This is a genomic window from Streptomyces sp. CNX435 (assembly GCF_059570575.1).
Genome location: NZ_JCANTA010000010.1, coordinates 98,667 through 123,892 on the forward strand (window position 1 = coordinate 98,667; position 25,226 = coordinate 123,892).

Consider the following 25,226-nt stretch of genomic DNA (forward strand, 5'->3'; position numbering starts at 1 on the left):
GGTGGGCCGGCTGGCAAATCAGTTCCGCGGGCACGGCTCCGGGAGCGATGCCCGAGGGCGCGCGTGGCGGGTACGCGCCGGGTCGGTGCGCCCCGTGACGTGCCCCGTGACGCGCCCCGTGTCCTCCGCGGGCGCCGGGGAGTTGAGCCGTACGACGCGTCCTGAAAGGGGCTCCCCATGCCTGAGCCGACAGCCCGTGCCGCCCTGCGGATCTCAGCCGCCACGATGGCGGTGCTGGCGCTCGGCGGGTGCATGACCGTCTCCGGCACCGGCCGGCCCGACGCACCCGACACGGGCGCCGGCGCCGGCCGGAGCGGCACCGAGCCCGACGGCGACGTACGGGTCAACGAAGCACCGTCCGCCGCGGCCGGCGGCACCGGCACCGGCGCCGCGACCGGCACCGGTGGCGCCGCCGGGGCGCAGGGCCGCGACGCGGCGGACCCCTCCGCTACGGGCCGACCGGGCGGCGGCGCGGCCGACCCGGCGTCGCCGTCCCCCGGCACCGGCGAGAGCCCCGACGCGGGCGGCACCGGCGCCACCCCGGCCTCCCCGAAGCCGACCGCTCCCGGCCCCGGCCCACGCCCGACGACCCCGTCGCCGAGGCCGACCCCCACCGTCCCCTCACCGACCCCGACCACGATCCCCACGCCGACCCCGACCCCGACGCCCACCGACGACACCGACGGCGGCGAAGCCGGCGGAAGCGTCGGAAGCGCTGCCAGCGGCTCGTCCCCCCGGCTCCCCAGCGGCTGACCGCCGGCCCGGCCCCCGGGGCCCCGGCCCTCGCGCCCCGGACCCCTCAGCCGTACCCCAGCGCGTGCAGCCTCTCGTCGTCGATCCCGAAGTGATGTGCGATCTCATGAACTACTGTGATCTCCGTCTCCGCCACCACGTCCTCCCGCGACTCGCACATCCGCAGCGTCGGCCCGCGGTAGATCGTGATCCGGTCCGGCAGCACCCCCGCGTACCACTCGCCGCGCTCCGTCAGCGGCGTCCCTTCGTACAGCCCGAGCAGCCCGGGGTCCTCCGACGGCGGCTCGGGCTCGACGAAGACCGCGACGTTGTCCATCAGCCGGGTCAGCTCCGCCGGGATCCGGTCGAGCGCCTGCGCGACCAGCTCCTCGAACTCCTCGTTCGACATGTCAAGCACATGGCCCATTCTGCGTCAGGCCGCTGAATGCCGGCGGGTCACAGCGGGCATACGAACCGAATGGCCCGCGAAGTGCCTTTTGCGGTCTCCCCCGTCCGTGCCATGTTCGAACGGCTGCGCCGCGTTCCCGCCCGTTTCCGCCGGCTGCCCGCCCGCCTCCGGCGGGCCCGCCGGGCGCACCGGGCGCACCGGCGCAACAGGGTCCGCCGCCCCCGCGTCGAGCAGGCGCTCGTCCACCGGCCGCACCCGTTCGCCCGGGCGCTCGGCCTCGCCGCCGTGACCGTCGTCGGGGCCGGGCTCGGGCTGCTCGTCGCCGGCGGGAGCGAGACGTCCGTCGGGCCGGTGGACACCCGGATGGCGCTGACGCCCTCCGCGACCGGCGACACCCGGATCCGCGTCTCGCCCCTCGGCGCGATCGAGATGGACAGCCACGACGCGCCCCTCCGGCTCGACGTCGAGGTCGAGCGGCTCGACCCCGACCGCTCCCGCGCCCTCGTCGCGCATCCCGAGGAGTTCTCCGGGCTGGGCGACGAGGTGGCCGCCGACATCCGTCGCGGCACCCTCGACCTGGGCGTACGCACCGGCGTCGCGGCCCTCGCCGGCGCCACCGCGCTCGGCCTCGCCGTCTACCGCACGCCGCGCCGGGCGCTGGCCGCCGGCGGGCTGGCGCTCGCGCTGCTGGCCGCCTCCGGCGCCACCGCCTTCGTGACGTGGCACCCCGAGTCCGTCCTGGAGCCGAAGTACTCCGGGCTGCTGACCAGCGCGCCCAGCGTGATCGGCGACGCGCGCAGCATCGTCACGGAGTTCGACGTCTACCAGCAGGAGCTGGCCCGGCTGGTCACCAACGTCGGCAAGCTGTACGACGCCACCTCCACCCTCCCCGCGTACCGGCCGGATCCCTCCACCGTCCGCTTCCTGCACGTCTCCGACATGCACCTCAATCCCGCCGCCTGGGGCATCATCCGCTCGCTGGTCGACCAGTACGAGCTGGATGCCGTCATCGACACCGGCGACACGATGGACCACGGCTCGGCCGCCGAGAACGTCTACCTCGACCCGATCTCCACCCTCGGCGTCCCGTACGTGTGGGTGCGCGGCAACCACGACTCGCTCACCACTCAGGCCGCCGTCGCCCGGCAGAAGAACGCGCGGGTCGTGGACGACGGCGAGTCGGTGGTGGTGGCGGGCGTACGGATCGCGGGCATCGGCGATCCGCAGTTCACCCCCGACCGCTCGGTCGTCGCCGCCGGCGATCCCGCGGAGGTGGCGGCGGGCGAGCGGCTGGCCGCGGCGCTCGCCGGGCTACGGGACCGGGGCCGGCCGGCGGACGTGGCCATCGCGCACAATCCGGTGGCGCTGGAGCAGGTCGACGGCCTCGTGCCGCTGGCGCTGGCCGGCCACCGCCACCACCGCAGGCAGCACGACCTGCCCGGCGGCACCCGGCTGATGGTCGAGGGCTCAGCGGGCGGCGGGGGGCTGCGGGCGGTGGAGGAGGACGTGCCGGAGAACGTGTCGGCGTCCGTGCTCTATCTCGACCGGAAGACGCGCCGGCTGCAGGCGTGGGACGAGATCACGCTGGGCGGGCTGGGGCTGACGTCGGCGGAGGTCAGCCGCCGTCTCGTGGAGGAGAACCGGCCCGGCGGCGCCGAAGAGGCGGACCCGCCGGTCACCCCCGGCGAGGACTCTTGACAGCCTTCCCCCACATGAATTAACTCAACCAGACGCGAACCAACACAGCGCAACACGTCAGTTCATCGGTTCCCTCCTGCTCATCCGATGTGTAAGGAGCACTTGTGCCCCTCTTCGGCCCGCTGGGACGGCGGCCGGCCGGCACCACGATGACCGCGTTCACTGTCCTGGTCACCGCCTGGTTGTCGCCCGCCGCGGCGGCACCCGCCCCCGACCCCCCCGCCCCCACGGCGACCACCTCCGATGTCTGGACCGTGGCCGCACCACAGACCAAACAAGACCAACTCGCCGCCGACGTCGTCCTCGACAAGGCCACCGGCGCCCTCACCCTGACCGTCCGCCGCGGCGCGGACCCCGTACTCCCCGACTCGCCCCTCGGCCTGCGCACCCAGGACGCCGACCTGACCCGCGGGCTGGAACTCCTCAGCCGCGAGGACAGCGACGTCCAGGAGCAGTACGAGATGACCACCGGCAAACAGCGCAGCGTGGACTCCCCCATGACGGAGTCCCGCTTCGCGCTGCGCGGCGACGGCGGCGTCCGCATGGACCTCGTCGTCCGCGTCGCCCGCGACGGCGTCGCGTTCCGCTACGAACTGCCGGACTCCGCGGGCACCGTCGTCACCGGCGAGGCCACCGGCTACCGCCTCCCCGCCGACGCGCCCGCCTGGCTGCTGCCGCACACCTCCTGGTACGAGGAGGTACGCGCCGAGACCACCGCCGGCGGCGCCCCCGCCGACGACTACGGCTACCCCGCGCTCTTCGAGGTCGCCGCCGGCTCCGCCGACGAGTACGTGCTGCTCACCGAGTCCGGCATGGACTCCACGTACCCCGGCAGCAGGCTCGCGCACCCGGCCGGGAGCGGCGCGTACGACGTCGTCCTCGCCGAGGCGGGGCAATCAGGGCCTGTCTCGCCCGGCGAGCTGGCGACGCCGTGGCGTACCGCGATCATCGGCGACCTGGCGACCGTCACCGAGTCGACGCTCGTCAGCGACCTCGCCCCGGACGCGGAGATCTCCGACACCTCCTGGATCCGCCCCGGCACCGTCTCCTGGTCCTGGCTCGTCGAGCACGACAGCCCGCGGGACTTCGAGCGGCAGAAGGACTACGTCGACTACGCCGCCGCACACGGCTGGGAGTACACACTCGTCGACGAGGGCTGGAGCCGCGACTGGGTGCCGGAGCTGGTGCAGTACGCGCGCGACAAGGGCGTCGACCTCGTGCTGTGGTTCCACTGGTCGGACATCGACACGCCGCAGGAGATGGCCACCGTCTTCGGCGAGATGAACGACTGGGGCATCAAGGGCGTCAAGATCGACTTCATGAACAACGGCGCGGGCGACCCCGAGGGCGTCGGCAGGCACGCCTGGTACGAGGACGTGCTCGCCGCCACCGCCGAGCACCAGCTGCTCGTCAACTTCCACGGCGCGACGCTGCCGAAGGGCCTGCAGCGCACCTGGCCGCACCTGATGACGTACGAGGCGGTGCGCGGGCACGAGTACTACTCCTTCGACCAGCCGCTCACGCCCACGTACAACACGATGCTGCCGTTCACCCGGAACGTCGTCGGCTCCGCGGACGTCACGCCCGGGACCTTCTCCATGACCAACAGGGCGCACACCGACGCGCACGAGCTGGCGCTGCCCGTCGTGTACGAGTCCGGGCTGCAGCACCCCGCGGACAGCCCGGAGACGTACGCCGCGCTGCCCGCGGCCGAGCGCGTGCTCGACCAGCTGCCGACGGTGTGGGACGAGACCCGCTACCTCGGCGGGCGGCCCGGCGACGACGCGGTGCTGGCGCGGCGCGCGGGCGAGCGGTGGTTCGTCGGCGGCATCCACGCGGGCGCGGCCGGGGACGCCGGGGTGGACCTCGGCCGGCTCGGCGCGGACGCCGGCGAGCAGCTGCTGGTGGAGCTGGTGACGGACGGCGCGGACGGGCTGGTGCGGGAGAGCCGCACGGTCGGCGGGGACGCGGAGCTGACGGTGCCGGTGGCGGAGAACGGCGGGTTCGTGGCGCTGGTCTGCCCCGCCGAGGACGGCCGGACGACGTGCGACGAGCCGGTGCGTACGGAACCGGCGACCGGGCGCCGCTGACCACCGGCGATACGCACGTCGTGCCGCCGCTGGCCAGCGGCGGCACGACGTGCGTACGGCGTCACTCCGCCGCCGCCAGCGCCGCCAGCAGCTCGCGCTCCCGCGCCGGGCTCAGCCCCGCCCGGCGGGGCCGGTCCAGGCCCTGCTCCCGCTCCCACGCCAGGGTATCCGCCAGCAGCTCCGCCCGCGGCCGGTGCGTCAGCCCCGCCGCCTCCGCCGCGGCGCCGCTGCGGGCCGCGAAGCCCTCCCAGCCCGGTTCGTCCAGCCACATCGCCAGCGACTCCGGCCCCATGAACTGCGCCACGCCCCGCCCCCGCAGCCACGCCGAACCCGCCTCGGCCACCGGCCCGGTGTGCCCGCCGACCTGCCGGGAGAGCCGGATCCAGTCGGCCAGGGGGAGGACCGGGCCGACCGTGTCGTACGTGCCGGTGGCGCCGGACTCCGCGTTGTCGAGCAGCCAGGCGGTGAGGTCGCGTACGTCCAGGACCTGCGTCCACAGGCCGGGCCCGTGCGGCACGAGCAGGGGACCCTCGGGGTCGCGGGCGGCGCGGGCCACCCAGTAGCCGGTGCGGCCGGTGTGGTCGCCGGGACCGCCGATGAGGCCGGCGCGGGCGATGACGAGCCGGTCGCCGACCGCCTCCCGGGTGGCCTGCTCGCAGGCCGACTTGGCCTCGCCGTACAGCTCGCGGCCGACCTCTTCGTGCTCGGTGGGCGCCATCAGCGGGGCGGACTCGTCGCCGCCGGGCTTGTCGTGGGTGGCGTAGACGTTGCCGGAGGAGACGTACGTCCAGTGCCGGGCCCGGTCGGCGAGCGCGGCGAGGGCGCCGCGGACGAAGCCGGGCTGCCACGAGACCTCCACCACGGCGTCCCAGGGGCGGTCGGCGCTACGGGCGGGCAGCGCGTCGTACGCGCCGGGATCCCGGCGGTCGGCGGCCACCAGCTCCGCGCCCTCCGCCACCCCGCCGCTCTCGCCGCGCGCGAGGCACGTCACCCGGTGCCCCCGCGCAAGCGCCAGCCGCGCCACCTCCCGGCCCACCCAGGCGGTACCGCCCAGCACGAGAATGTCCATCCCGGCACCCAAGCACCGATCCCGGCCGGGCGCAGCACCGCTACGCCGACAGCAGAGAGCCGGGAGACCGGTAGACCGGTAGACCGGTAGACCGGTCACCCGCGAACGTCGAGCCGTCCCAGCCGCGCCTGAAGGCCGTCGAGGAGGAAGTCCAGGCCGGCGGCGAAGGTGCCGTTCCAGTCGTCGTCGCGGAGGTAGTCGCTGGCGGCGAGCGTCGGGTAGCGGTCGCGGTCGGCGCGTACCCGCTCCTGGGCGGCGTGGCGCTCCTCCTCGGTGACGTCCAGCGCCACCTGCGTGGAGGCGGAGCCGAGGACGTGGTTGTGAAGCGCCCAGGTGGCGGCGAGGAGGTCGCGGCCGGTGAAGCCGGCGCGTACGAGCGTGGCCTGGAGGGCCTCCATCGAGGCGAGGAAGTTCGGGCCGATACTCGGCCGGCGGCGGGCCGGGACGGCGGCGGCCCAGGGGTGGCGCAGCAGCACGGCGCGCCAGGTGCCGAGCACGGCGGCGACGTCCGCGCGCCAGTCCGCGCCGCGGGCGGCGTCACGGGCCGTGCCGGCCCGCGCCTCGCCGAAGATCGCATCGACCGCGAGGTCGATCACGTCGTCCTTGGTGTCGACGTGCCAGTAGAGGGAGGGCGCGACGACCGCGAGCCGGTCGGCGAGGCGGCGCATGGTGAGCCGGTCGATCCCCTCCTCGTCCAGCAGCGCGACGGCCGCCGTCACGATCCGCTCCCGCGTCAGCGGCGGCTCGCCCCGCGCCGACGTCCGCCGGGGGCGCAGCCAGATGCTCTCCACCTCGTCACCCTTGCCGCCCTTGCCGCGTTTCCGCTGGTCATGCGACTTTCTCTCGCTACCCACGCGGCTAAGTGTAGTACGGTGTTCAGCGTTCCCTAACGTCGTTAGGGAACGCCATACACCGTTAGAGAATGAGGGACCCCGTGACCGATGAGACGCCCGAGCGCGCCGGCGGCCGGCGCCGCTGGCGGACCCTGCTGGCCGTCAGCACGGCCCAGCTGCTCGTCGTGCTGGACAGCACGATCGTGAACATCGCCCTGCCGTCCGCGCAGCAGGCACTCGGCATGACCGACGCGAACCGCCAGTGGGCGATCACCGCGTACGCGCTCGCCTTCGGCGGCCTGCTGCTGATCGGCGGCCGGGTCAGCGGACTCCTCGGCCACCGGCGCGCGTTCGCCGTCGGCCTCGTCGGCTTCGCCGCCGCCTCCGCCCTCGGCGGGGCGGCGACCGGCCCGGGGATGCTGTTCGCCGGCCGCGCGCTGCAGGGCGTCTTCGCCGCGCTCCTCGCGCCCGCCGGGCTGGCGCTGCTGACGACCACGTACACCGGGGCGCGCGAACGCGGGCGCGCCTTCGGGGTGTTCGCCGCGGTCGGCGCGGCGGGCGCCGCCGTCGGGCTGATCGCGGGCGGGCTGCTGACGCAGTACGTGGGCTGGCGCTGGTGCCTGTACGTCAACGTGCCCGTCGCGCTCCTCGCCGCCCTCGGCACCGCGTACGTCCCGCACGTCCGCCCCGTCCGCGCCGCCGGCCGCCTCGACGTGCCCGGCGCGCTGCTCAGCACCGCCGGCTTCGCCGCCGTCGTCTACGCCTTCAACGAGGCCGAGCCGCACGGCTGGGGCGCGCCGAAGGTGCTCGCGCTGCTCGGCGGCGGGGCGGTGCTGCTGGCGGCGTTCGTCGCCGTCGAACTGCGGGCACCGCAGCCGCTGCTGCCGATGCGGGTGCTGCTGCACCGGGCGCGGGGCGGGGCGTTCGCGGCGATCACGCTGATGTTCGTCGCGATGTTCGGCTTCTACCTCTTTATGAGTTACTACACGCAGACGGTGCTCGGGTACTCACCGGTGGAGTCCGGGCTGACGCTCATCGTCAACGCCGCCGCCGCGCTCGTCGGCTCCGTGCTCATCGCCGGCCGGCTGCACGGGCGCGTCGCGCCGGCGGCGCTGATCGTGCCGGGACTGGTCGCCGCGGCGGCCGGGATGCTGATCCTGACCCGGCTGACGGCGGACAGCCCGGCCGTGCTGGGGGCGTACCTCGTACCCGCGCTGGTGCTCACAGGCCTCGGCCTCGGCTGCGTCATGCCGCCGACGGCGGCGCTGGCCACCGCGCAGATGCGCCCGCACGAGATCGGCGCCGCCTCGGCCGCGTACAACGCCTCCCAGCAGCTGGGCGCCGCGCTGGGCACGGCGCTGCTCAACACCGTCGCCGCGAGCGCCGCCGCCGCTCACCTCACGTCGGCGGCCGGCACGACGCCGACGGCGGCCACGGTGCACGGATACACGACGGCGCTGACGGTGGGGGCGGCGGTGCTGCTGGGCGCGGCGTGCGTGACGTCGCTGCTGGCGACGCCGCGGCCGGCGCGGGAGCCGGAGCGGGAGCCGGAGCGCGCCGCCGAGGCGCCGAAGGCGGCCGGCGCTCAGCAGGTCTCGCGGACGTAGTCCGCCGCCCGGCGGAGGGAGACCGCGCGGTCGCGGCGGACGATGCTCAGGTGGTCGGACCACTCGTCGCAGGCCGCCGCGAGGCCGCCGGGCGTGTACTCGACGACCAGCACCCGGTCGTCGAACGCCGCGGCGTAGGCGGCGCACTCGTCGTACTCGCCGCACTCCTCCGCGACCGCGAAGTCCATCCCGGTACGGGCCCGGTCGGGCGCCAGCTCCGCGGTGTTCTTCTGGGCGACGGCCAGACCGCGGTCGTGGGCGCGCTCGGTGAGGAGGGCGGCGTAGGACCGGGCGTGGGCGGCGTCGAGGAGGCGGGGGAAGCGGGTGTACGTGTCCAGGTTGTCGGGCTCGACGGCCTGGTAGCCGCGGTCGGCGCAGCCGTCGATCCAGCGGCCCACCTTCGCCGCGATGCGCTCGCGCTTGCCGGCGGTGCGCAGGTCGAGCACCGCCTCGCCCCAGTTCTCGTCGTAGACGACCTCGCCGTCCGCGTCGCGCAGCAGCAGGTCCGGGTCCCACTCGTCCTCGGCGCCGGGCTGGACCTGGAAGGCGTTGACGTAGCAGACGCTGTACGCCCCGGGGGCGGGGGCGTCGCCGCGGTCGCGGACGACGACCTCGACGCCGGGCGGCGGGTCGTACGCGCCGCCGATCTGGTAGTCGAGCCCGGCGCGCGGCGGCGGTGGCTCGGGCGCCCGGTCCGTCCCGTCCTCCCGCCACGGCGCGAGGAGCAGGACCGCGGCCACGGCGACGGCCCCGGCGAGGAGCGCCAGGGCCCGGCGTGCTCGTTCGCGGTTCACCCCCTCACTATCGCCTCCGGAGGAACGCGCTCGTCGAGGCCACCCCCACCAGCTCGAACGCGGTGTCCCCGGCGAGGTGCTCGTCCGCCGCCTCCTTCACCCCCGGCCACGTGCGGTCCCCGTAGTCGTCCACGACCACCACACCGCCCGGCGCGGCGATCTCCTCGACCCACTCCAGGTCCGCGCGTACCCCCTCCGCGGAGTGGTCGCCGTCCACGATCACCGTGCCGTACGAGCGGTCGGACACGGCGCGGCGGATGTCGGCGTCGCCGGAGAAGCCGCGGTGCAGCCGGACCCGTTCCGACGGCACGCCGGCCAGCTCCAGGTTGGTCCGTACCACGGTCTCGCTGACCGGCGTGCCCGAGGGGTCCGCGGTGTTGGCGGTGCCGGGCTGGAGCTGCACGTCGGCCAGCGGGTCCACGATCGTCAGCGAACACCGCCGCCCGGCGCGCGCGAACTGCCGGGTGAGCGCGGAGGAGAACAGGCCGAAGAGGGTGCCGATCTCCAGCACGTCGTCGTTCGGCGGGTCGAGGAGCGGCGGAATGGTGAGCTTGCCGAGGATGTTCGGCGTGCCGCCCGCGATCCGGCCGACGCCGCGCAGCTCCACCTCGACCAGGGTGCGGAACGCGGCCACGACGTACGGGCGGGCGTCCCGCTCTCCCGTCGCGGCCTCGACCTGCTCGACCAGGGTGTCGACCGACCCCTTGGTCGGCATCCGCGCCTTGCGCCCGTCCTCTCCGCCGCCGAACAGCAGCTCCAGCGTGTAGCGGGCGACGCGGGCCTCCCGGAGTTCCTTCTCCATCGCGTCGACCCGCGCGCGGAGCTTGTCGTCGGCGGTGCCGGACTTGCGGACCGCGCGCTCAAGGCGGCGTCCCAGGCGTTCCATGGGGCGGATACTCGACATGCTCTGAACCTCATCAGATATGCGGTGCCCCGGGCGAGGGCGAAACCGCGCCGCAGGGCTCCGACACGAAGTGTTCATCTCCCGCTCATACGATTCCCGCTCATACGGTCCGACGGCGCGTCCCGTCCGACCGCCCGGTGTCCGTACGCCCCCGGGAACGAACCTAGAATCGGCCGCATGCGCGGTGGGCAGAGGGACGGCATGGCGCGGCAGCGACCGGGTGACACCGGGGCGCCGACGATGCGTGACGTCGCCACCCGCGCCGGGGTCAGCACCATGACCGTCTCGCGTGTCCTGAAGGACGACACCCGCGTCAGCGACGCCACCCGGCGGCGCGTCCTGGCCGCCGTCGACGACCTCGGCTACCGGCTCAACGCGACCGCGCGCAGCCTGCGCCTCGGCGGCAGCGGCATGATCGGGCTGATCGTCACCAACCTCGCCAACCCCTTCTACTCGCGGCTCGCGCTCGGCGTGCAGGAAGTCGCCTCGCAGCACGGGCTGAGCATGCTGCTCAGCAACACCGGCGAGCAGCTGGACCGGGAGCGGGGGCTGGTGGAGGACCTGGCGTCGCGGCAGGTCGCGGGCATGATCGTGGTGCCGGCGGGCGGCAGCCAGAGCCACCTCACACCGGCGGCGCTGCGCGACATGCCGGTGGTGCTGGCATCCCGGCCGCCGTCGGGGATGGAAGCGGACCACGTACTCGTCGACGACTTCGGCGGCGCCCGCGACGCCACGGCCGAGCTGATCGCCCGCGGCCACCGCAGGATCGGCTTCCTCGGCAACCCGCCGGCCATCCACACCGGCGCCGAGCGCTACCGCGGCTACCGCGCCGCCCACGAGGCGGCCGGGCTGACCCCGGACGACCGGCTGGTGCGCCGCGGGCTGACGGACGTGGCGACGGCGGAGCGGGCGGCCCGGGGCCTGCTGGCGCCGGACGCACCAGAAGCCCGCGAGGCCCCGGACGCCCCCACCGCGCTCTTCTGCACCAACAACCGCCTCACCCAGGGCGCGATCCGCGCCGTCCGCGCCCTCGACCTGCCGGTCGCGCTCGCCGGGTTCGACGACTTCGACCTGGCCGACATCCTCGGAATGCCGCTGACCATCGTGTCGTACGACGCCGACGAGATGGGCCGGCAGGCCGCGCGGCTGCTCGTCGACCGGATCGGCGGCGGCCCCGCCACCACCCGGCCCCCGCGGCGGACGGTCCTGCCCACGCACGTCATCCGCTACGGGCCGGAGTGAGCCGGAGACGCGGCCCGGCCCGGCGGCGCCGTCAGACCTCCACGTCGTACGAGATGACGACCTCGGCGTTCCCCGTGACCCGCAGCGGCACCCGCACCGCCGGGTTCAGGCTGCCGTTGACCGCCAGCAGGCTCGCCCGCAGGTCGGCCGGCGGCGGCTGCGTGCAGTAGTCGAAGCCCTCGTCGAGCACCGCGCGCACACCGGGCGCCTCGCACGCGTAGTTCAGCAGCCGGTCGTGGGTGGTGTGCTGGATGTGCAGCTCGACGGACTCCGTGTCGTACAGGGCCCGCAGGAACTCCTGGACGTTGCCCTCCCGGAGCAGCAGCCCCGTGTCCAGCTCGACGGTCATCGCGGGCAGCGCGAGCGAGGCGCGCAGGAAGCCCTCGTGCGCGTCGAGATAGAGCGCCGCGCCGTGGGCGACGATCGCCTCGCCCAGGTCGTACAGGTCGGCGCGCAGCCGCGGCGTCATGCGGACGACGATCGCGGGCCGGCCGGCGAGGCCCATGAAGACCACGCCGTCGTCCTCGGCGAAGACCCGGTGCTGCACGATCATGCCCACCGGGCCGGTGCCGGGCTCGTGGCGCCCGCGGACGTGCTCCGCGAGCCGGTCGGTGAAGCTGGTCACCGTGATCCGCGGCAGCCGGCGCTCGCCGAGCAGCAGCCCGGCCCGGTCGACCGGCCCGGGCCTCCGGGGGTCGAGCACGTTCACCGAGATGCTCCCGGCGCCGCTGCCCTGAGTCCTCCGCGTACGGTTACGCCGCCAGAACGCCATGCGCCGACGCTAGCGCGCCCGCGCCGGGACGGGTCCCGGCGCGGGCGAACCGATGTGTGGACTCCGTCAGCAGGACATGCCGTTGGGCTCGTCGACCTCGACCGAGCTGAAGAAGTCCCGGAAGGTCGAGAAGAAGTTGCCCTTGCCGCCGGGGCTGGTCACGGCCATGCAGCCGGTGTAATCGGCGTCCGACCAGAGGTTGATCCCGTAACCCGTGCGGTTCCAGTCCGACTTGGCGCGGTCGTCCATGCCGAGGGCGGCCAGGCTCGGGGTGTCGTCCTGGATCGCGACCATGTCCCCGGTGCCGTCCAGGCCGGAGAACAGGCAGTAGTGGTCGGCCGGACAGCGGTCGTAGCCGTCGGCCACCGCCTGGGCGGACGCGCCCGGCGCGGACAGCAGGGCGGCGGCGGCCGCGGCGGTGGTGACGACGGCCGCGTACAGCTTCTTGGTCATCTCTCTCCTCGGTGGGGGCAGAGCCCGAACATGGCGGCGAAAAGCCGAACACCCCGCCGCCCACGGGTATCCCGGGGCGGCGGGGGGACAGCGGGAGCGGACGGCGCCCGCTCGTGCGGATCGTCTCAGTCCAGGGCCTCGAACGCCTTGACCAGCGTCCGCTGAAGGTCCGTGATCTGGTAGTACGACCCGAGCTTGTAGTACTCCTCCTTGGACGTCAACGTGACGCCGTAGACGAGGGTGCGGTTCTCACCTGCGTACGCGTACGGGGCGGAGGTCGCGTACCGCGAGAGCTGCGAGACCTCCGGCTCCGACTTCGTCGGGGCCAGCGTCGGGTCGACGCTGATGACGGCGTACGTGATGCGGTCGACGATGTCGTTGTCGTAGCCCAGCGTCGGGTACACCGCGAACGAGCCGCTGGCGAAGTCCAGCCCCATCTCGGTCGGCTCCACCAGCCCCGTCTCGCGGGCCAGGGACTTGACGTGCTCCGGCTGGAGGTAGTCGGTGTCCAGCTCGCTGAAGTACAGGTTGACCTGCCGCTTCGGGTAGTCCACCGAGACCATCTGGACCTTGTCCAGGCCGTAGCGGGCGAAGAGTTCGGCGTTCGCCCGCGCGCTCTCCGGCATCGACGGCACGTCGAGCAGGGCGGTCAGCGGCTGCGGCTCGTTGGTCGGGAAGGAGGCGTAGGTCTTCTTGAAGCCGGTGGTGACCATGCCGTCGATGGCGTACATGCCGATCTCGAAGCCGTCGGTCAGCTCGGCGAGGAGATTGTCGACGGGGTGGTTCGTCTTCTCGGTGAGACCGCGCCGCAGCGCGGTCGTGAACGGGTCGCCGAGGTCCGTGGGCACCGAGATACTGAAGTCGAGTTCCGTCGCGCGACGGCCACCCGCCATGGAGAAAACGACGACGGCGTCCGCGAGCGCGTCCTGGTACGCGGTCAGGACCGGCCAGATCTTGTCGCGGGCGACGGGCACATTCAGCAACCCGGCCGCTTCCTCCATAGCGGAATAGACACGTTCGACGTCGTTAGCCCCGGACATGGAATCCTCCGCTTGTCATCACGAGCGAGTATGTGGGGGCCAGGTCAGAATCATCGGCGCCGTCGAGGTGCGTGTCATGAGCGCCATAGAGGAGCGTCACCGACCGTGGCCGCTACCTGCTGCTCCACTCGCCCGAGTATTGGTGAGCGGACTTGCCCGGGACTGTACGGCCGCTTGGCGCCGGCTTGGCGGCAGGCGTGAGCGGCGACGCCCACCGGGGACCTAGATCAACTGGCCGGTGCGGTGCCTGGCATTATGTACCGGCCGCGACCCTCCGCGGGAGACCCAAGTCGGCGCCAATTCAATCCTCAGTGCCGCACAAGTCCTCTGCCCGATGCTGATCGGGTGCCGGGCGCACGCCGATGCGCCACCGCTGTCGCACGGGTTCGTCCGGGAGTTTCGTTCCGGTAGGGGGAAGGGGCGATACGTGAGGGTTGCTGCGGCGGACCCGCCGGATTCCACACGGCACTCCGCGCGAGGTGCGGTCCGTACCGCCGGATCACGCACATTCCCCGGCACCGCGGGCTTACCCGACCGGCCACCGCCGCCCCGGCCGGAAACCCGCCTCCTCAGCCCCGGTTCGTGACCTCGCGAACCGCGCCCAGCGGCCCGCCCCTCGACATCGCCGGTGTTCACCGGCCCGCACCCGTGAAGCCCACGTCCGCGAGCCCCACGTCCGGGCGCCCGCGTCCGTCGGAGTGCGGATGCGGGGACCGTAACCGATTCGAAGATCGTCGATGTGTTGATCGACGAGCCATGCGCGTAGCCCGAACGGACGGGACCGTCCCGCAACCGATCCGATCCGCGTCGGCCGCGAAGATGTTCCGTACTAAGGATACTGAGAGGCGAACATGCCAACTCCCCGAGGCAGAGTCCTGCTGGCCGCACCCCGCGGCTTCTGCGCCGGAGTCGACAGGGCAGTCGAGATCGTGGAGCGCGCGCTGGAGATCCACGGCGCGCCGGTGTACGTGCGCAAGCAGATCGTGCACAACGAGCATGTGGTGCGTGACCTGGAGGAACGCGGCGCGGTCTTCGTCGACTCCGAGACGGAGGTGCCGGAGGGTGCGGTGTGCATCTTCTCGGCGCACGGGGTCTCGCCCCAGGTGCGCAGCAACGCGGCCGACCGGCAGTTGAACGTGATCGACGCGACCTGCCCGCTGGTGTCGAAGGTGCACCAGGAGGCCCGGCGCTACGCCCGCGACGAGCGCACCCTGCTGCTCGTCGGGCACGCGGACCACGAGGAGATCGAGGGCACGTACGGCGAGGCGCCGGACCGCACGATCATCGTGGAGGACGCGGACGAGGCGCGCCGGGTGGAGCTGCCGGAGGGCACGCGGGCGGCGTTCCTGACGCAGACGACGCTGTCGGTCGACGACACCTCGGAGATCGTCTCCATTCTGCAGGAGCGTTTCCCCGGGATCGTGGGCGCGGGCAGCGAGGACATCTGCTACGCCAGCCAGAACCGGCAGAACGCGATCAAGGCGATCGCGGCGGAGAGCGATTTCGTCCTGGTCGTCGGCTCGGCCAACTCCAGCAACAGCGTGCGGATGGTGGAGGTCGCCGAGGCTCTCGGGACGCCCGGCAAGCTGCTCCCGTCCGTCGAGCAGCTCGACCCGGGCTGGCTGGAGGGCGTGGAGACGGTGGGCGTCAGCTCCGGTGCGAGTGCGCCGGAGGTGCTGGTGGAGCAGGTCGTCGCACGACTCGCGGAACTGGGCTACGGGAAGGTCGATTCGGTCGTGACTGCGGAGGAGAACGTGGTGTTCCGCCCGCCGGCGGGGCTGGAGCGCTCGAAGAGCGAGGGTGCGGGCGCGGAGGGTGCGGGCGCGGAGGGTGCGGGCGCGGGGGCCGCGGCTTCCGGCGGGGACCTGGGCGAGGCGACGAAGCACCTCCTCACCCGGGTCACGGCCCGTATCGAGGACCTGCTGACGGCGGAGCGCAAGGAGTGGGGCGACGTCGACTCCCGTATGACGCAGCCGATAGACGCGGTCGCGCAGCTGGTCGCCGCCGGCGGCAAGCGGCTGCGGCCGACGTTCTGCATCAGCGGCTACCTCGCCGCCGGCGGCGAACTCGACGGCTCGGAGGCGGAGGACGCGGTCGCCTCCGCGGGTGCCGCGCTGGAGCTGCTGCACGCCTTCGCCCTGATCCACGACGACGTGATGGACAACTCACCCACCCGCCGCGGCCGGCCGACCACCCACATGCAGCACGCCGGCATCCACGCGGAACACGGCTGGGCGGGCGAGGCCCGCCGCTACGGCGAGGGCGTGGCGGTCATCGCCGGCGACCTGGCGTTCGGCTACGCCCACACCGTCACCGAGAACCTGCCGGGCCCGGCACGGAAGGTGTGGAACCACCTCGGCACGGAGATGATCGTCGGCCAGCAGCTCGACATGGCCCTCGCCGCCGAACTCGCCCCGGACCCGGACCTGGCCCGCTACGTCGCGGTCTGCAAGTCCGGCCAGTACACGATCCACCGCCCCCTGGCCCTCGGCGCGACGATCGCGGGCCGCGACGACCTGCACACGGCCTTCGAGACGTACGGCGTGGCGGCGGGCGAGGCGTTCCAGCTCCGCGACGACCTCCTCGACGCCTTCGGCGACCCCGCGATCACGGGCAAGCCGGCGGGCCTCGACCTCAGCGAGCACAAGATGAACCTGCTGCTCGCCCTGGCCGCGACGAAGGACGCGGAGGTGGCGCGCCTGGTCGCGGACGGGCAGAACTGGGACGCGGAGCGCCTCCGCGAGGCGATGCTGGCGTCGGGGGTGCGGGAGGAAGTGGAGAAGCGGATCGACCAGCTGGTGGAGACGGCCCACAAGGCGCTGGAGAAGGCCCCGCTGGCGCCGGGCTGGCGGGAGCGGCTGGGAGAGATGGCGGTGAAGGTGTCGTACCGGGACCGCTGACGCACACCGCCTCGCTCCCGAGTCGATCGGGGGCGGGGCGGCTACGCCGGGATCGGTGCCGGCGTGGCCGGTGTCGCGCTCTTCGTCGGTCATGTGGCCGCCGGGCGACGGAGGTCCGGCTGAACCGCGCCGGCGCCCTCCGTACCGTCGGCATCCGTCTCCCGGATTCCGGCTAGTAATAGCCCTTCGTGCCGTCGATGATCTCCCGGACGATGTCCGCGTGCCCCGCGTGCCGCCCGGTCTCCTCGACGAGGTGGAGGAGGATCCAGCGGAGGTTCGCCTGGTTCCGGCCGGGGCGGCGCGCGACGTCGTCCAGGGACGCCGCGGCCACGATCTCGTCGCTGCGGGCGCACTGGGCCTCGTAGTCCGCGAGCAGCTGCGCCAGGGTCGCGCCCTCGGTGAGCCAGTCGGCGTCCTCGTCCGTGGACTCGTCGAACGCCGGGTTCGGCGCACTGTCCCCGCCGAGGAAGATGACGTCGAGCCAGGAGTGCTCGGTCCACCGCATATGGACGATGAGCCCGGCCATGGTCATCAGCGGCGAGGTGGGGACGACGGAGCGGCGGGCGTCCTCCTCGCTCAGGCCCTCGCACTTCCAGCGCAGGATCTTGCGCTGGAGTTCCAGCCAGCCGGTGAGGGCGGCGCGTTCGTCGGCCAGGAGCGGAGGACGTGCGAAGACATGCGACATGTCTGCCGACGCTAGCGCGCCCGGCCGCCGGGTGTCGCCGGTTTTTCGCGAGGGCGGGGGGGCGGGGTGGTGCGTCGTCACTCCGCCGGCTTCTGCGCCATCACCACCACGCCCGGCCCCGTCTGCCCGTCCCCCGGCAGCCGCAGCTCCGCCACCGGCCGCAGCCCGGCCCGCTCGATCAGGGCCACGTACGTCTCCGGCCGCCACCGGTGCGTCGTCCACCGGACGCCCGTGCTGCCGTACGCCTCCGTACGCACCACGTTCACGTCCTCGTCCGCCACGTGCGTCCCCGTCAGAAAGTGCCCGCCCGGCTTCAGGGCACGTGCGAACAGGGCCAGCACCTGGGGCAGTACGTCGCGCGGGAGGTTGAACAGCGACCACCACCCCAGCACCCCGCCCAGCGACCCGTCGGCGAGTTCGAGGTCGGTCGCGGAGGAGACGCTGAAGCGGCACCGCGGGTACAGGCGGCGGGCGTTCTCGATCATGCGCGGGGAGAGGTCCACGCCGGAGGCGTCGAGGCCGCGTTCGGCGAGGTACGCCGTCACCGTGCCCGGGCCGCAGCCGACGTCGAGGACGGGGCCGGAGTCGCCCACGGTGTCGGCGAAGGCGTCGACCGCGGCCTTGAGCCACGGGTGCCGGCGGATGTCGCCCATGCCCGTCGTCTGCACCAGGTGGGCGTAGTTGTCGGCGACCTGGTCGTAGGAGTCGCGGACGACGTCGAGGTCGGCCGGGCGGTCGATACGGGGCGCGGATGCGTCGTGAGGTTGAGCGTGAGCGTGCATCGGGCCAACATAGAACAGCCCTACGACAGTGCCCCGGCGTCTCAGCCGGCCCCCGCCCGCGTCAGTCCTTGCGGCCCACGCCCGCGTAGATGGCGATCTCCTTGTACCGCTCCGGCGGCGGCGTGTCCGGCCGCCAGAACGGGACCTGCACCAGCCCGGGTTCGGCCAGGGTGAACCCGTCGAAGAACGGCTCGATCTCCGCGTGCGGGCGCAGGGTCAGGCCGGCGGTCGCCTTGGAGTAGACGGCCTGGGCGTCCGTACGGTCGGCGAGGTCGCTGGTGGCGTGCGAGAGCACCAGGTAGCTGCCGGAGGGCAGCGCGTCGCGCATCGTGGCCACGATCTGCCGGGGCTGGTCCGCGTCCGTGAGGAAGTGCAGGACGGCCACCAGGAACACCGCCACCGGCTCGTCGAAGTCGAGCACGCGGCGGACGTCGGGGTGGTCCAGGATGGACTGCACGTCGCGCACGTCGGCGAGCACGACGCTGGTCGCGCCGGTGTCGGAGAGCAGCGCGTCGGCGTGGGCACGGACGATCGGGTCGTTGTCGACGTAGACGACGCGCGTGTCCGGCGCCGTCTCCTGGGCCGTCTCGTGCACGTTCGGGGAGGTGGGCAGGCCGGTGCCGATGTCCAGGATCTGGCGGATGCCGTTGCCGACGACGTGGCGTACCGCGCGCTGGAGGAAGGCGCGGTTGGCCCGCACGCCGATCCGCGCCTCGGGGGCGGCCACGACGAGATCCTCGCCGGCCTGGCGGTCGACCTCGTAGTTGTCCTTGCCGCCCAGCAGATAGTCGTAGATCCGCGCCGGATGCGGCTTGCTGACGTCTATCTCCTCGAAGCGGAAGCCCTCTGGCGTCACGCCGCACTCCTCTCGACTACCGCCAACTCTAGTCGCCTAGCCCGGCTTACGGCCGACTCCCGCCAAGATCCACTGGCGTTCGGCGCCGGGCCGCGCGGTCGTGTCCGGTGCCGCGGACCCCGGTGGGACGGACGCCAGGTCGGGGCGCCACAGCGACAGGGTGGTCAGGCCCGGGTCGAGCAGGTCGAAGCCGTCGAACAGCCGCAGGATCTGCGCGCGGTCGCGCAGCGTGAGGGGGGAGTTGGCCTTGCGGTAGACGTCGGCGGCCCGCTGGACCCGGCCGTCGGTGTCGAACTCGGAGGTCGAGTGCGAGACGACCAGGTGGCTGCCGGGCGCCATCGCGGCCCGCAGCCGGGCCACGATCCCCGGCGGGTCGTCCTCGTCCTCGATGAAGTGCAGCATGGCCAGCATGATCACGGCGACCGGCTCGTCGAGGTCGATGACGCCGCGCAGCTCGGGATCGGCCAGGATGTCCTCGGGCTGCCGGGCGTCGCCCTGGAGGACGGCCACCCCGGGCGACTTGCCGAGCAGCGCCCGGCCGTGGGCGGCCACGACCGGGTCGATGTCGACGTACGCCACGCGCGCCGGCGCGATGTGCTGGGCGATCTCGTGCACGTTCTCGTGCGCGCCGCCCTCGATGACGGGCATGCCCGAGCCGATGTCGATGAACTGCCGGATACCGGATGCGGCCAGGACCCGTACGGCGCGGCGCAGGAACGCGCGGTTCTCCCGCGCCATGTGGGGCGCGTCCGGAACGTGCCGCCGGACCTCCTCCATGATCTCCCGGTCGTGGGCGAAGTTGTCCTTGCCGCCGAGGAAGTAGTCGTAGATCCGCGGGACGTTCGGTTTCCAGAGGTTGAGTGAGTCCGCCGTCTCACGTTCGCCACCGTCCTTTGACGGCTCACTCATCGAAGCCTCCTGCCGGGTCGCGCAATGCATGGAACCATACGACCCTACTGATCGGCAGACGGAACCGCCCGGCCACGGCCGTGATCGGCAACGGACGCCGCCGGAACGTGACTTACGGAAGGAGTGCCATGCCGGACGACGGCATCGACCGGATTCCCGGCCCGCCCGCGGAGAGCGACGGCGTCAAGGCGATCACCGCGGCGGGAGGGCTGCACAACTATCAGTTGAAGCTGCACGCCGAGTACGGTCCGGTGGTGCGGTTCCCGTTGCCGGGGGCGGACGTGGCGGTGTCGGTCGCCGACCCGGTGCTGCTGGAGGCCACCGCGAAGATCAACAAGCGGCCGGAGCAGCTGTTCGCGTTCCTGGAGCCCCTCCAGGAGTCGGGCAACGTGCAGACGCTCCCGGCCGCCGAACATGTGCCCTGGCGGCGCGTGATGCTGTCGGTGCTCGCCGGCCGGCCCGCGCACGAGGCGCACTTCGCGCAGTTCGCCGCGCTGACGGCCGCGATGGCCGACCGGTGGGCGGAGCACGCGGTGCACGGCCCCGTCGAGCTGCAGAAGGACCTCAGCAAGCTGTCGCTGCAGATGGTCTGCGAATTCGCGCTGGGCAGCGGTCTGGCGTCAGAGGAGTCCGCGGGACGGGTCGTGTCGGCGTTCGAGGACCTGCTCACCGACCAACTGGCGCGGCTCTACCAGGTGGACGTGGGGGGTACGGAGGAGGAGCGCCGCACGCGCTCCGACGAGGCCCTGACCTACCTGCGCGGCACCGTCGACCAGGTGCTCGCCGCACACCGGACGCGCGGCACCGCCGAGCAGGCCGACGACAGCGACCTGATCGCGGCCCTGGTCGCCGCGGGCGAGTCGCCGGCGCGGATCCGCGACACGGTGCTGATGACCATGATGGCGGCCCACCACACCACCGGCGTCGCCATCTCCTGGGCGCTCTACCTGCTGTCCCGCCACGCCGAGGCGGCCGACCGGGTCGCCGGGGAACTCGACCGGGTACTCGGCGACCGCGCCGCGCCCGGCTACGGCGACCTCAGGCAACTCCCCTACCTGGACATGGTGCTCCGGGAGGCGATGCGCCTCTACCCGCCGGGCCCGTACGGCGCACGCGAGGCCACCGAAGAACTCCGGCTCGGCGACTACACCGTCCCCGCGGGCACGACCGTCTTCTACCCGTTCTGGGCCGTACACATGAACCCCGCCCACTGGCCCGACCCGGAGACGTTCAACCCGGACCGCTTCACGCCGGAGGCCACCGCCCGGCGGCACCGGCTCGCCTACATCCCGTTCGGCATCGGCCCGCGGAGCTGCGAAGGCGCCACGCTCGCGATGGTCGAGGCCAAACTCGTCCTGGCGGTCCTGCTGAAGCGCTTCCGGTTCGAGCTGGCCCCCGGCCAGACGGTCACGCCCATCGAACGCTTCGTACTCTGGGCCGCCGAGGACATCCGCATGAACCTCACCCCAAGGTGACCCGGCCGGGTCGGCGGGGAGTCGCATCCGGCCGGACCCGGAGGCCGGTGTCACACGCTGCGGACGACGATGCGGGGGTGGTCGGTGAGCAGGCGGGAGAGGTCGTCGGTGTCCGAGGTGAACACGGTGACGTTGCCTGGCTGTTCGGTGGCGGTGACGGCGAGGAAGGTGTCGGTGACGTACCTGTGGCCGTGCATGCCGGTGTCGCGGCGTAGCCGCTGTGCGGCGCGGCCCTGATCGGCCCCGATGGCGGCGGTGCGCAGTCGGGACAGCAGCCAGTCCCAGCGCGCCGCGTGCACCTTGCCGTCGTCGGCTTCGACCATGGTCATGGGGGTGATGGCGACGGGGATGCCCTCGGTGCGGGCGAGGTCGAGCAGTGCGAGCAGCTCGCGGTCGCCGCGCACCGCCTTCGACAGGGCCTCGCTGTCGAAGACGAAGACCTGCGGACCTGTCATGCGGCGGCCGGGCCAGCGCCGGGGCGGTGGCGGGCGGTCTGCTCGGCGCGGGTGCGTTCGATCTCGTCCAACTGCTGGCGGGCGCGCTCGCGTTCGGTGTCGGTGACGGGGCCGTGCTCCTCCTGGAGCCAGTCGACGAGCTCGGAGAGCCGGTCCATCTCGTCCTTGCGGGCCAGGGCCTCGGTGACGTAGGCGGACATCTCGCGGTCGCCGACGCGCTCACGGATGGCGTCGAGCAGCTCGGCCGGGACGGAGACGGTGATGCGCCGCGTTGTCATACTGGCAATCATACAGACGCGGGCGGTAGTATGTTGGTAGCAAACATCACGATGTACATGACCAACAGGGAGGTGTTCTGATGGCCGTCACGCAGATCAATCTCGACGAGGAGGCCTTGGAGAAGGTCATGGCCCTCTCCCACGTCAAGACCAAGCGGGAAGCAGTGAACCTGGCGCTGTCCTTCTACGCCTCGCAGCAGGAGCGTGCCGCACGGATCACCCGGCACTTCGAGCGTGCTCAGCAATGGGGCGCCGTCGCTGACGCGGAACGGCGCCATCGCGCCGAGAAGGAGAATCGGTGATCTACCTGCTCGACACGTCAGCGCTCGTCCGGCTTGTCCAGGACGAAGGGCTGCGTGCCGACTGGTCCGACGCGCTGCATGCCGAGGCCATCGCGTCCTGCTGGCCCCAGCGCGCCGAGTTCTTGTATTCCGCCAGGTCCAGCCGCGAGTTCGACGAGATCACCGAGATGTTCGCCGACCTCTACCCGGATGCGTCCGTCCCCAAGAGCGCCGGCCGCTGGGTGGAATCCGTACAGCACCGCATGGCCAGAGCCGGTGAGCACCGCAGCGCCTCGGCGATCGACCTGACCATCGCCGCGACGGCCGCCCACCACGGACTGACCGTGCTGCATGACGACAACGACTATCAGGCAGTGGCCCATCACGCCTCGGACCTCACGGAGTGCAACGTCCACTCCGTCGGCTGACCGGCAGAACTCCGGGTCAGCGGGTACCGGTCTCCTGCTCGGGCCTGGGCAGTTCGTCCAGGTCCAGGGTGAAGGTGCGCCCGTCGTCCAGCTCGACCGGGAGCTTGCCGGTGCCGTACTTGTGGGTGTGCGCCGCGATGTAGCCGGTCCCGGTGGGCTGGGTGTGGACGACGACCTCCGCTGCGTACGGGTCCACGACCAGGTAGACGGGGATGGCGTAGCGGCCGTACGTGGCGGTGCAGTCGTCGTAGTCCTTCCGCGCGGAGGAGACCGACACCACCTCCGCGATCAGCAGGACGTCCTCGAAGCTGTAGCGCCTGCCCTCCTTGCGCGCGTCCTCGCGCAGGATCGCGAAGTCGGGGGCAGAGTTCTCGTCGGCGGGGAAGTCGATGTAGACGTCGGAAGTCACCTTCGCGTGACGGCCGAGAGCGGGAGAGTCGATCTGCATCGAGCGGATCGTGCTGGAGTGCTCCTCGCTCCGCGGGGTCATGATCACCTTCCCGTCGGCACCGAAGGAGACCGTGTATCCCTCGGGGAACTCGGTGTGCGTGATCGCGTCAACGCTCATCAACAACCCCTTTCCGGTCACCTCACAGAATACGGTCAGACTCGGGGGCACCGCGACGAGACAGCCTTCGGGCGGCGCAGCCCCCTCCCGTACCCCCCGTCGCCGGGGCAGGCCGTACACCCCGGTACTCGTGCCGGGCGGGGCGAAGGGCCGAAGGGCGGTGGCCGGGGTGTCGGGGCCGGTCTTGCCGCGGCGCCCACTGCGTGTGGTGCGCGCGGTCACCGCGGCTATCGCTTCTCATGCCCGCACGGGCGGCGTGGCCGGTAGGTGGGTCCACGGTCGCCTCCGGCTGTCGGCGCTGTGGGCTAGCGTGCGCGGTATGCGCTACTTCAACACGGCCGGGCCGTGTGCCCCCACGCGCCACTACATGCTGCCGGCCCAGGCACGGCTTCCGGAGGCCCGCGAGTTCGTGGACGACGGCCAGTACTTCGTGGTGCATGCGCCACGGCAGACCGGGAAGACGACCGCGCTGGCGGCGCTGGCCCGGGATCTGACGGCCTCGGGCCGGTACGCGGCACTGCACTTCTCCTGCGAGAGCGCGGAGCCCGCCGCAGAGGACTACGGCCAGGCCGAGCTGCTGGTACTGGAAGCGATCCGGCGGTCCGCAGAGTCCGCCGGGCTTCCCGATGAGCTCGCGCCCCCCGCCTCCTGGCCCGACGCGGTACCCGGGTCCCGGCTCACGCGGGGGCTGACGCAGTGGAAGCGGAGCTGTCCGCGTCCGCTGGTGCTGTTCTTCGACGAGATCGACGCGCTGCAGGGGGAGAGCCTGCGGAGTGTGCTGCGTCAGTTGCGCGATGGCTTCACCGTCAGCCGTGACAGCTTCCCGCATGCGGTGGTGCTGTGCGGGCTGCGGGATGTGCGTGACTACAAGGCGGCCTCGGGCGGGGATCCGGGACGCCTTGGTACGTCGAGTCCGTTCAACATCAACGTCGCGTCGCTGCGGTTGGGTGACTTCACCGAGGCCGAGGTCGTCGAGCTGTACGGGCAGCACACCACGGAGACGGGGCAGCAGTTCACGGCGGACGCGCTGGAGCGCGCCTTCAGCTCCACCCAGGGACAGCCATGGCTGGTCAACGCATTGGCGTACGAGATCACCAGGCGAATGCGGATCCCACCGGACACGCCAATCACGGTCGAGCATGTAGATGAGGCGAAGGAGCGGCTGATCCTGGCGCGTGCGACGCATCTGGATTCGCTGGCTGCCAGGCTGGGCGAGGACCGGGTGCGGCGGGTGATCCAGCCGCTGATCGCGGGCGAGTTGCCGCAGGAGGCGAGCACCTACGACGACGATCTGGCCTATGTCCGTGACCTGGGTCTGATCGCTTCCGATTCACCGGTGCGGATGGCCAATCCGATCTACAAAGAGGTCGTCGTCCGCGTCCTGGGCAGCAGGACGGAATCGGTCATCACCGCGGCCCCGAGCAGTTTCCGGCTACCGGACGGCCGTATCGACATGGGCATGCTGCTGCGTTCCTTCGCCGAGTTCTGGCGGGAGAACGGGGAAATCCTGGCCACCACCTCGACCTATCCCGAGGCGGCGCCCCAGTTGGTGATGATGGCGTACCTGCACCGGATCGTGAACGGGGCGGGCTTCGTCGACCGGGAGTACGGGGTCGGCCGCCGCCGGGTCGACCTGCTGATTCGCCAGCCGTACTCCGCCGCTGACGGTTCGCGGGCGGTGCAGCGCGAGGCGTTGGAGCTGAAGGTGTGGCGCCAGGGCCGCACCGACCCTCTGTCTGAGGGGCTGGCGCAGCTGGACGACTACCTGGACCGCATGGAGCTGTCCACGGGTACCCTCGTCGTCTTCGACACCCGCCCCCAGGCCGCCTCGGTCCACGAGCGCACCGCCTTCTCACAGCAGAGGACACCCTCCGGGCGCACCGTCACGCTGCTGCGCGCCTGACGGCGGGGCAGGGGCCCAGGGGCGGCGAGCACTCCAGACCACTCGACAGGACCAAGCTGCTGC

25 protein-coding genes are annotated in these 25,226 nt (G+C 72.6%); 10 read left to right on the forward strand and 15 right to left on the reverse strand.

Annotated features, from left to right (window positions below; all coding sequences use genetic code 11):
* The first annotated feature begins 177 nt into the window (after nt 1–177).
* Nucleotides 178–753: a hypothetical protein gene (locus T328_RS18360; protein WP_496497157.1), complete on the forward strand. Its 576-nt coding sequence runs from the start codon at nt 178–180 to the stop codon at nt 751–753.
* A 46-nt stretch (nt 754–799) separates the two neighbouring features.
* Here the strand turns inward: T328_RS18360 and T328_RS18365 are convergent, their stop codons facing one another.
* A complete protein-coding gene (locus tag T328_RS18365) occupies nt 800–1,150 on the reverse strand; it encodes a metallopeptidase family protein (RefSeq protein WP_496497158.1) in 351 nt (116 codons plus the stop codon).
* 60 nt (nt 1,151–1,210) lie between these two features.
* Between T328_RS18365 and T328_RS18370 the strand changes: the two genes are divergently transcribed.
* Complete coding sequence (locus tag T328_RS18370; protein WP_496497159.1) at nt 1,211–2,839, forward strand: metallophosphoesterase family protein; 1,629 nt, start codon at nt 1,211–1,213, stop codon at nt 2,837–2,839.
* Nucleotides 2,840–2,943: 104 nt separating this feature from the next.
* On the forward strand, nt 2,944–4,929 hold the full coding sequence (locus tag T328_RS18375) for a glycoside hydrolase family 97 protein (protein ID WP_496497160.1): 1,986 nt from the start codon (nt 2,944–2,946) through the stop codon (nt 4,927–4,929).
* A 61-nt stretch (nt 4,930–4,990) separates the two neighbouring features.
* On the opposite strand, the gene T328_RS18380 is transcribed toward T328_RS18375, so the two are convergent.
* Together T328_RS18380 and T328_RS18385 are read right to left on the reverse strand one after the other, a co-directional pair.
* Nucleotides 4,991–5,998, reverse strand: a complete 1,008-nt coding sequence (locus tag T328_RS18380) for an NAD-dependent epimerase/dehydratase family protein (RefSeq protein ID WP_496497161.1) — start codon at nt 5,996–5,998, stop codon at nt 4,991–4,993.
* A 95-nt stretch (nt 5,999–6,093) separates the two neighbouring features.
* Nucleotides 6,094–6,852 carry a TetR/AcrR family transcriptional regulator C-terminal domain-containing protein gene (locus T328_RS18385; protein ID WP_496497162.1) on the reverse strand — a complete coding sequence of 253 codons (759 nt, stop codon included), beginning with the start codon at nt 6,850–6,852 and terminating at the stop codon, nt 6,094–6,096.
* Nucleotides 6,853–6,932: 80 nt separating this feature from the next.
* On the opposite strand from T328_RS18385, the gene T328_RS18390 reads away from it, so the two are divergent.
* Nucleotides 6,933–8,438 carry an MFS transporter gene (locus tag T328_RS18390; protein ID WP_496497163.1) on the forward strand — a complete coding sequence of 502 codons (1,506 nt, stop codon included), beginning with the start codon at nt 6,933–6,935 and terminating at the stop codon, nt 8,436–8,438.
* On the opposite strand, the gene T328_RS18395 is transcribed toward T328_RS18390, so the two are convergent.
* The gene (locus tag T328_RS18395; RefSeq protein ID WP_496497164.1) at nt 8,417–9,232 is read right to left on the reverse strand and encodes an endo alpha-1,4 polygalactosaminidase; all 816 of its coding nucleotides are present in this window, start codon (nt 9,230–9,232) and stop codon (nt 8,417–8,419) included. The two genes, T328_RS18390 and T328_RS18395, sit on opposite strands and share 22 nt — an antisense overlap.
* 7 nt (nt 9,233–9,239) lie before the next feature.
* On the reverse strand, nt 9,240–10,118 hold the full coding sequence (locus T328_RS18400) for a class I SAM-dependent methyltransferase (RefSeq protein ID WP_496497165.1): 879 nt from the start codon (nt 10,116–10,118) through the stop codon (nt 9,240–9,242).
* A 219-nt stretch (nt 10,119–10,337) separates the two neighbouring features.
* On the opposite strand from T328_RS18400, the gene T328_RS18405 reads away from it, so the two are divergent.
* Entirely contained in the window at nt 10,338–11,378 is a 1,041-nt protein-coding gene (locus T328_RS18405) for a LacI family DNA-binding transcriptional regulator (RefSeq protein WP_496497290.1), read from the forward strand.
* Nucleotides 11,379–11,409: 31 nt separating this feature from the next.
* Here T328_RS18405 and T328_RS18410 read toward each other — a convergent pair whose 3' ends face one another.
* From T328_RS18410 to T328_RS18420, 3 genes are all read right to left on the reverse strand, one after another.
* Nucleotides 11,410–12,150, reverse strand: a complete 741-nt coding sequence (locus tag T328_RS18410) for a hypothetical protein (protein WP_496497166.1) — start codon at nt 12,148–12,150, stop codon at nt 11,410–11,412.
* Nucleotides 12,151–12,216: 66 nt separating this feature from the next.
* On the reverse strand, nt 12,217–12,603 hold the full coding sequence (locus tag T328_RS18415) for a peptidase inhibitor family I36 protein (RefSeq protein ID WP_496497167.1): 387 nt from the start codon (nt 12,601–12,603) through the stop codon (nt 12,217–12,219).
* A gap of 125 nt (nt 12,604–12,728) precedes the next feature.
* Nucleotides 12,729–13,643, reverse strand: a complete 915-nt coding sequence (locus T328_RS18420; RefSeq protein ID WP_496497168.1) for an aromatic prenyltransferase — start codon at nt 13,641–13,643, stop codon at nt 12,729–12,731.
* 851 nt (nt 13,644–14,494) lie between these two features.
* Between T328_RS18420 and T328_RS18425 the strand changes: the two genes are divergently transcribed.
* A complete protein-coding gene (locus T328_RS18425; protein ID WP_496497169.1) occupies nt 14,495–16,543 on the forward strand; it encodes a 4-hydroxy-3-methylbut-2-enyl diphosphate reductase in 2,049 nt (682 codons plus the stop codon).
* A gap of 172 nt (nt 16,544–16,715) precedes the next feature.
* Here T328_RS18425 and T328_RS18430 read toward each other — a convergent pair whose 3' ends face one another.
* From T328_RS18430 to T328_RS18445, 4 genes are all read right to left on the reverse strand, one after another.
* Nucleotides 16,716–17,228 carry a DinB family protein gene (locus T328_RS18430; RefSeq protein WP_496497170.1) on the reverse strand — a complete coding sequence of 171 codons (513 nt, stop codon included), beginning with the start codon at nt 17,226–17,228 and terminating at the stop codon, nt 16,716–16,718.
* A 77-nt stretch (nt 17,229–17,305) separates the two neighbouring features.
* Complete coding sequence (locus T328_RS18435; protein WP_496497171.1) at nt 17,306–18,010, reverse strand: class I SAM-dependent methyltransferase; 705 nt, start codon at nt 18,008–18,010, stop codon at nt 17,306–17,308.
* A gap of 61 nt (nt 18,011–18,071) precedes the next feature.
* Entirely contained in the window at nt 18,072–18,866 is a 795-nt protein-coding gene (locus tag T328_RS18440) for an SAM-dependent methyltransferase (protein ID WP_496497172.1), read from the reverse strand.
* Between the two features lie 36 nt (nt 18,867–18,902).
* A complete protein-coding gene (locus T328_RS18445; RefSeq protein WP_496497173.1) occupies nt 18,903–19,775 on the reverse strand; it encodes an SAM-dependent methyltransferase in 873 nt (290 codons plus the stop codon).
* A gap of 128 nt (nt 19,776–19,903) precedes the next feature.
* Here T328_RS18445 and T328_RS18450 point away from each other — a divergent pair, with 128 nt between their 5' ends.
* On the forward strand, nt 19,904–21,250 hold the full coding sequence (locus tag T328_RS18450) for a cytochrome P450 (protein WP_496497174.1): 1,347 nt from the start codon (nt 19,904–19,906) through the stop codon (nt 21,248–21,250).
* Nucleotides 21,251–21,300: 50 nt separating this feature from the next.
* Here T328_RS18450 and T328_RS18455 read toward each other — a convergent pair whose 3' ends face one another.
* Both T328_RS18455 and T328_RS18460 read right to left on the reverse strand, forming a co-directional pair.
* A complete protein-coding gene (locus tag T328_RS18455; RefSeq protein WP_496497175.1) occupies nt 21,301–21,705 on the reverse strand; it encodes a hypothetical protein in 405 nt (134 codons plus the stop codon).
* Nucleotides 21,702–21,983, reverse strand: a complete 282-nt coding sequence (locus T328_RS18460) for a CopG family transcriptional regulator (protein WP_496497176.1) — start codon at nt 21,981–21,983, stop codon at nt 21,702–21,704. The genes T328_RS18455 and T328_RS18460 overlap by 4 nt, the downstream gene beginning before the upstream one ends.
* Nucleotides 21,984–22,063: 80 nt before the next feature.
* Between T328_RS18460 and T328_RS18465 the strand changes: the two genes are divergently transcribed.
* Entirely contained in the window at nt 22,064–22,285 is a 222-nt protein-coding gene (locus T328_RS18465) for a type II toxin-antitoxin system VapB family antitoxin (protein ID WP_496497177.1), read from the forward strand.
* Nucleotides 22,282–22,692, forward strand: coding sequence for a PIN domain-containing protein (locus tag T328_RS18470; protein WP_496497178.1), 411 nt, complete (start codon nt 22,282–22,284; stop codon nt 22,690–22,692). The genes T328_RS18465 and T328_RS18470 overlap by 4 nt, the downstream gene beginning before the upstream one ends.
* Before the next feature lie 16 nt (nt 22,693–22,708).
* Here the strand turns inward: T328_RS18470 and T328_RS18475 are convergent, their stop codons facing one another.
* Nucleotides 22,709–23,260 (reverse strand): Uma2 family endonuclease, encoded by a 552-nt coding sequence (locus T328_RS18475; RefSeq protein ID WP_496497179.1) that lies wholly within the window; start codon nt 23,258–23,260, stop codon nt 22,709–22,711.
* A gap of 319 nt (nt 23,261–23,579) precedes the next feature.
* Here T328_RS18475 and T328_RS18480 point away from each other — a divergent pair, with 319 nt between their 5' ends.
* On the forward strand, nt 23,580–25,163 hold the full coding sequence (locus tag T328_RS18480) for an ATP-binding protein (protein ID WP_496497180.1): 1,584 nt from the start codon (nt 23,580–23,582) through the stop codon (nt 25,161–25,163).
* Nucleotides 25,164–25,226 lie beyond the last annotated feature (63 nt).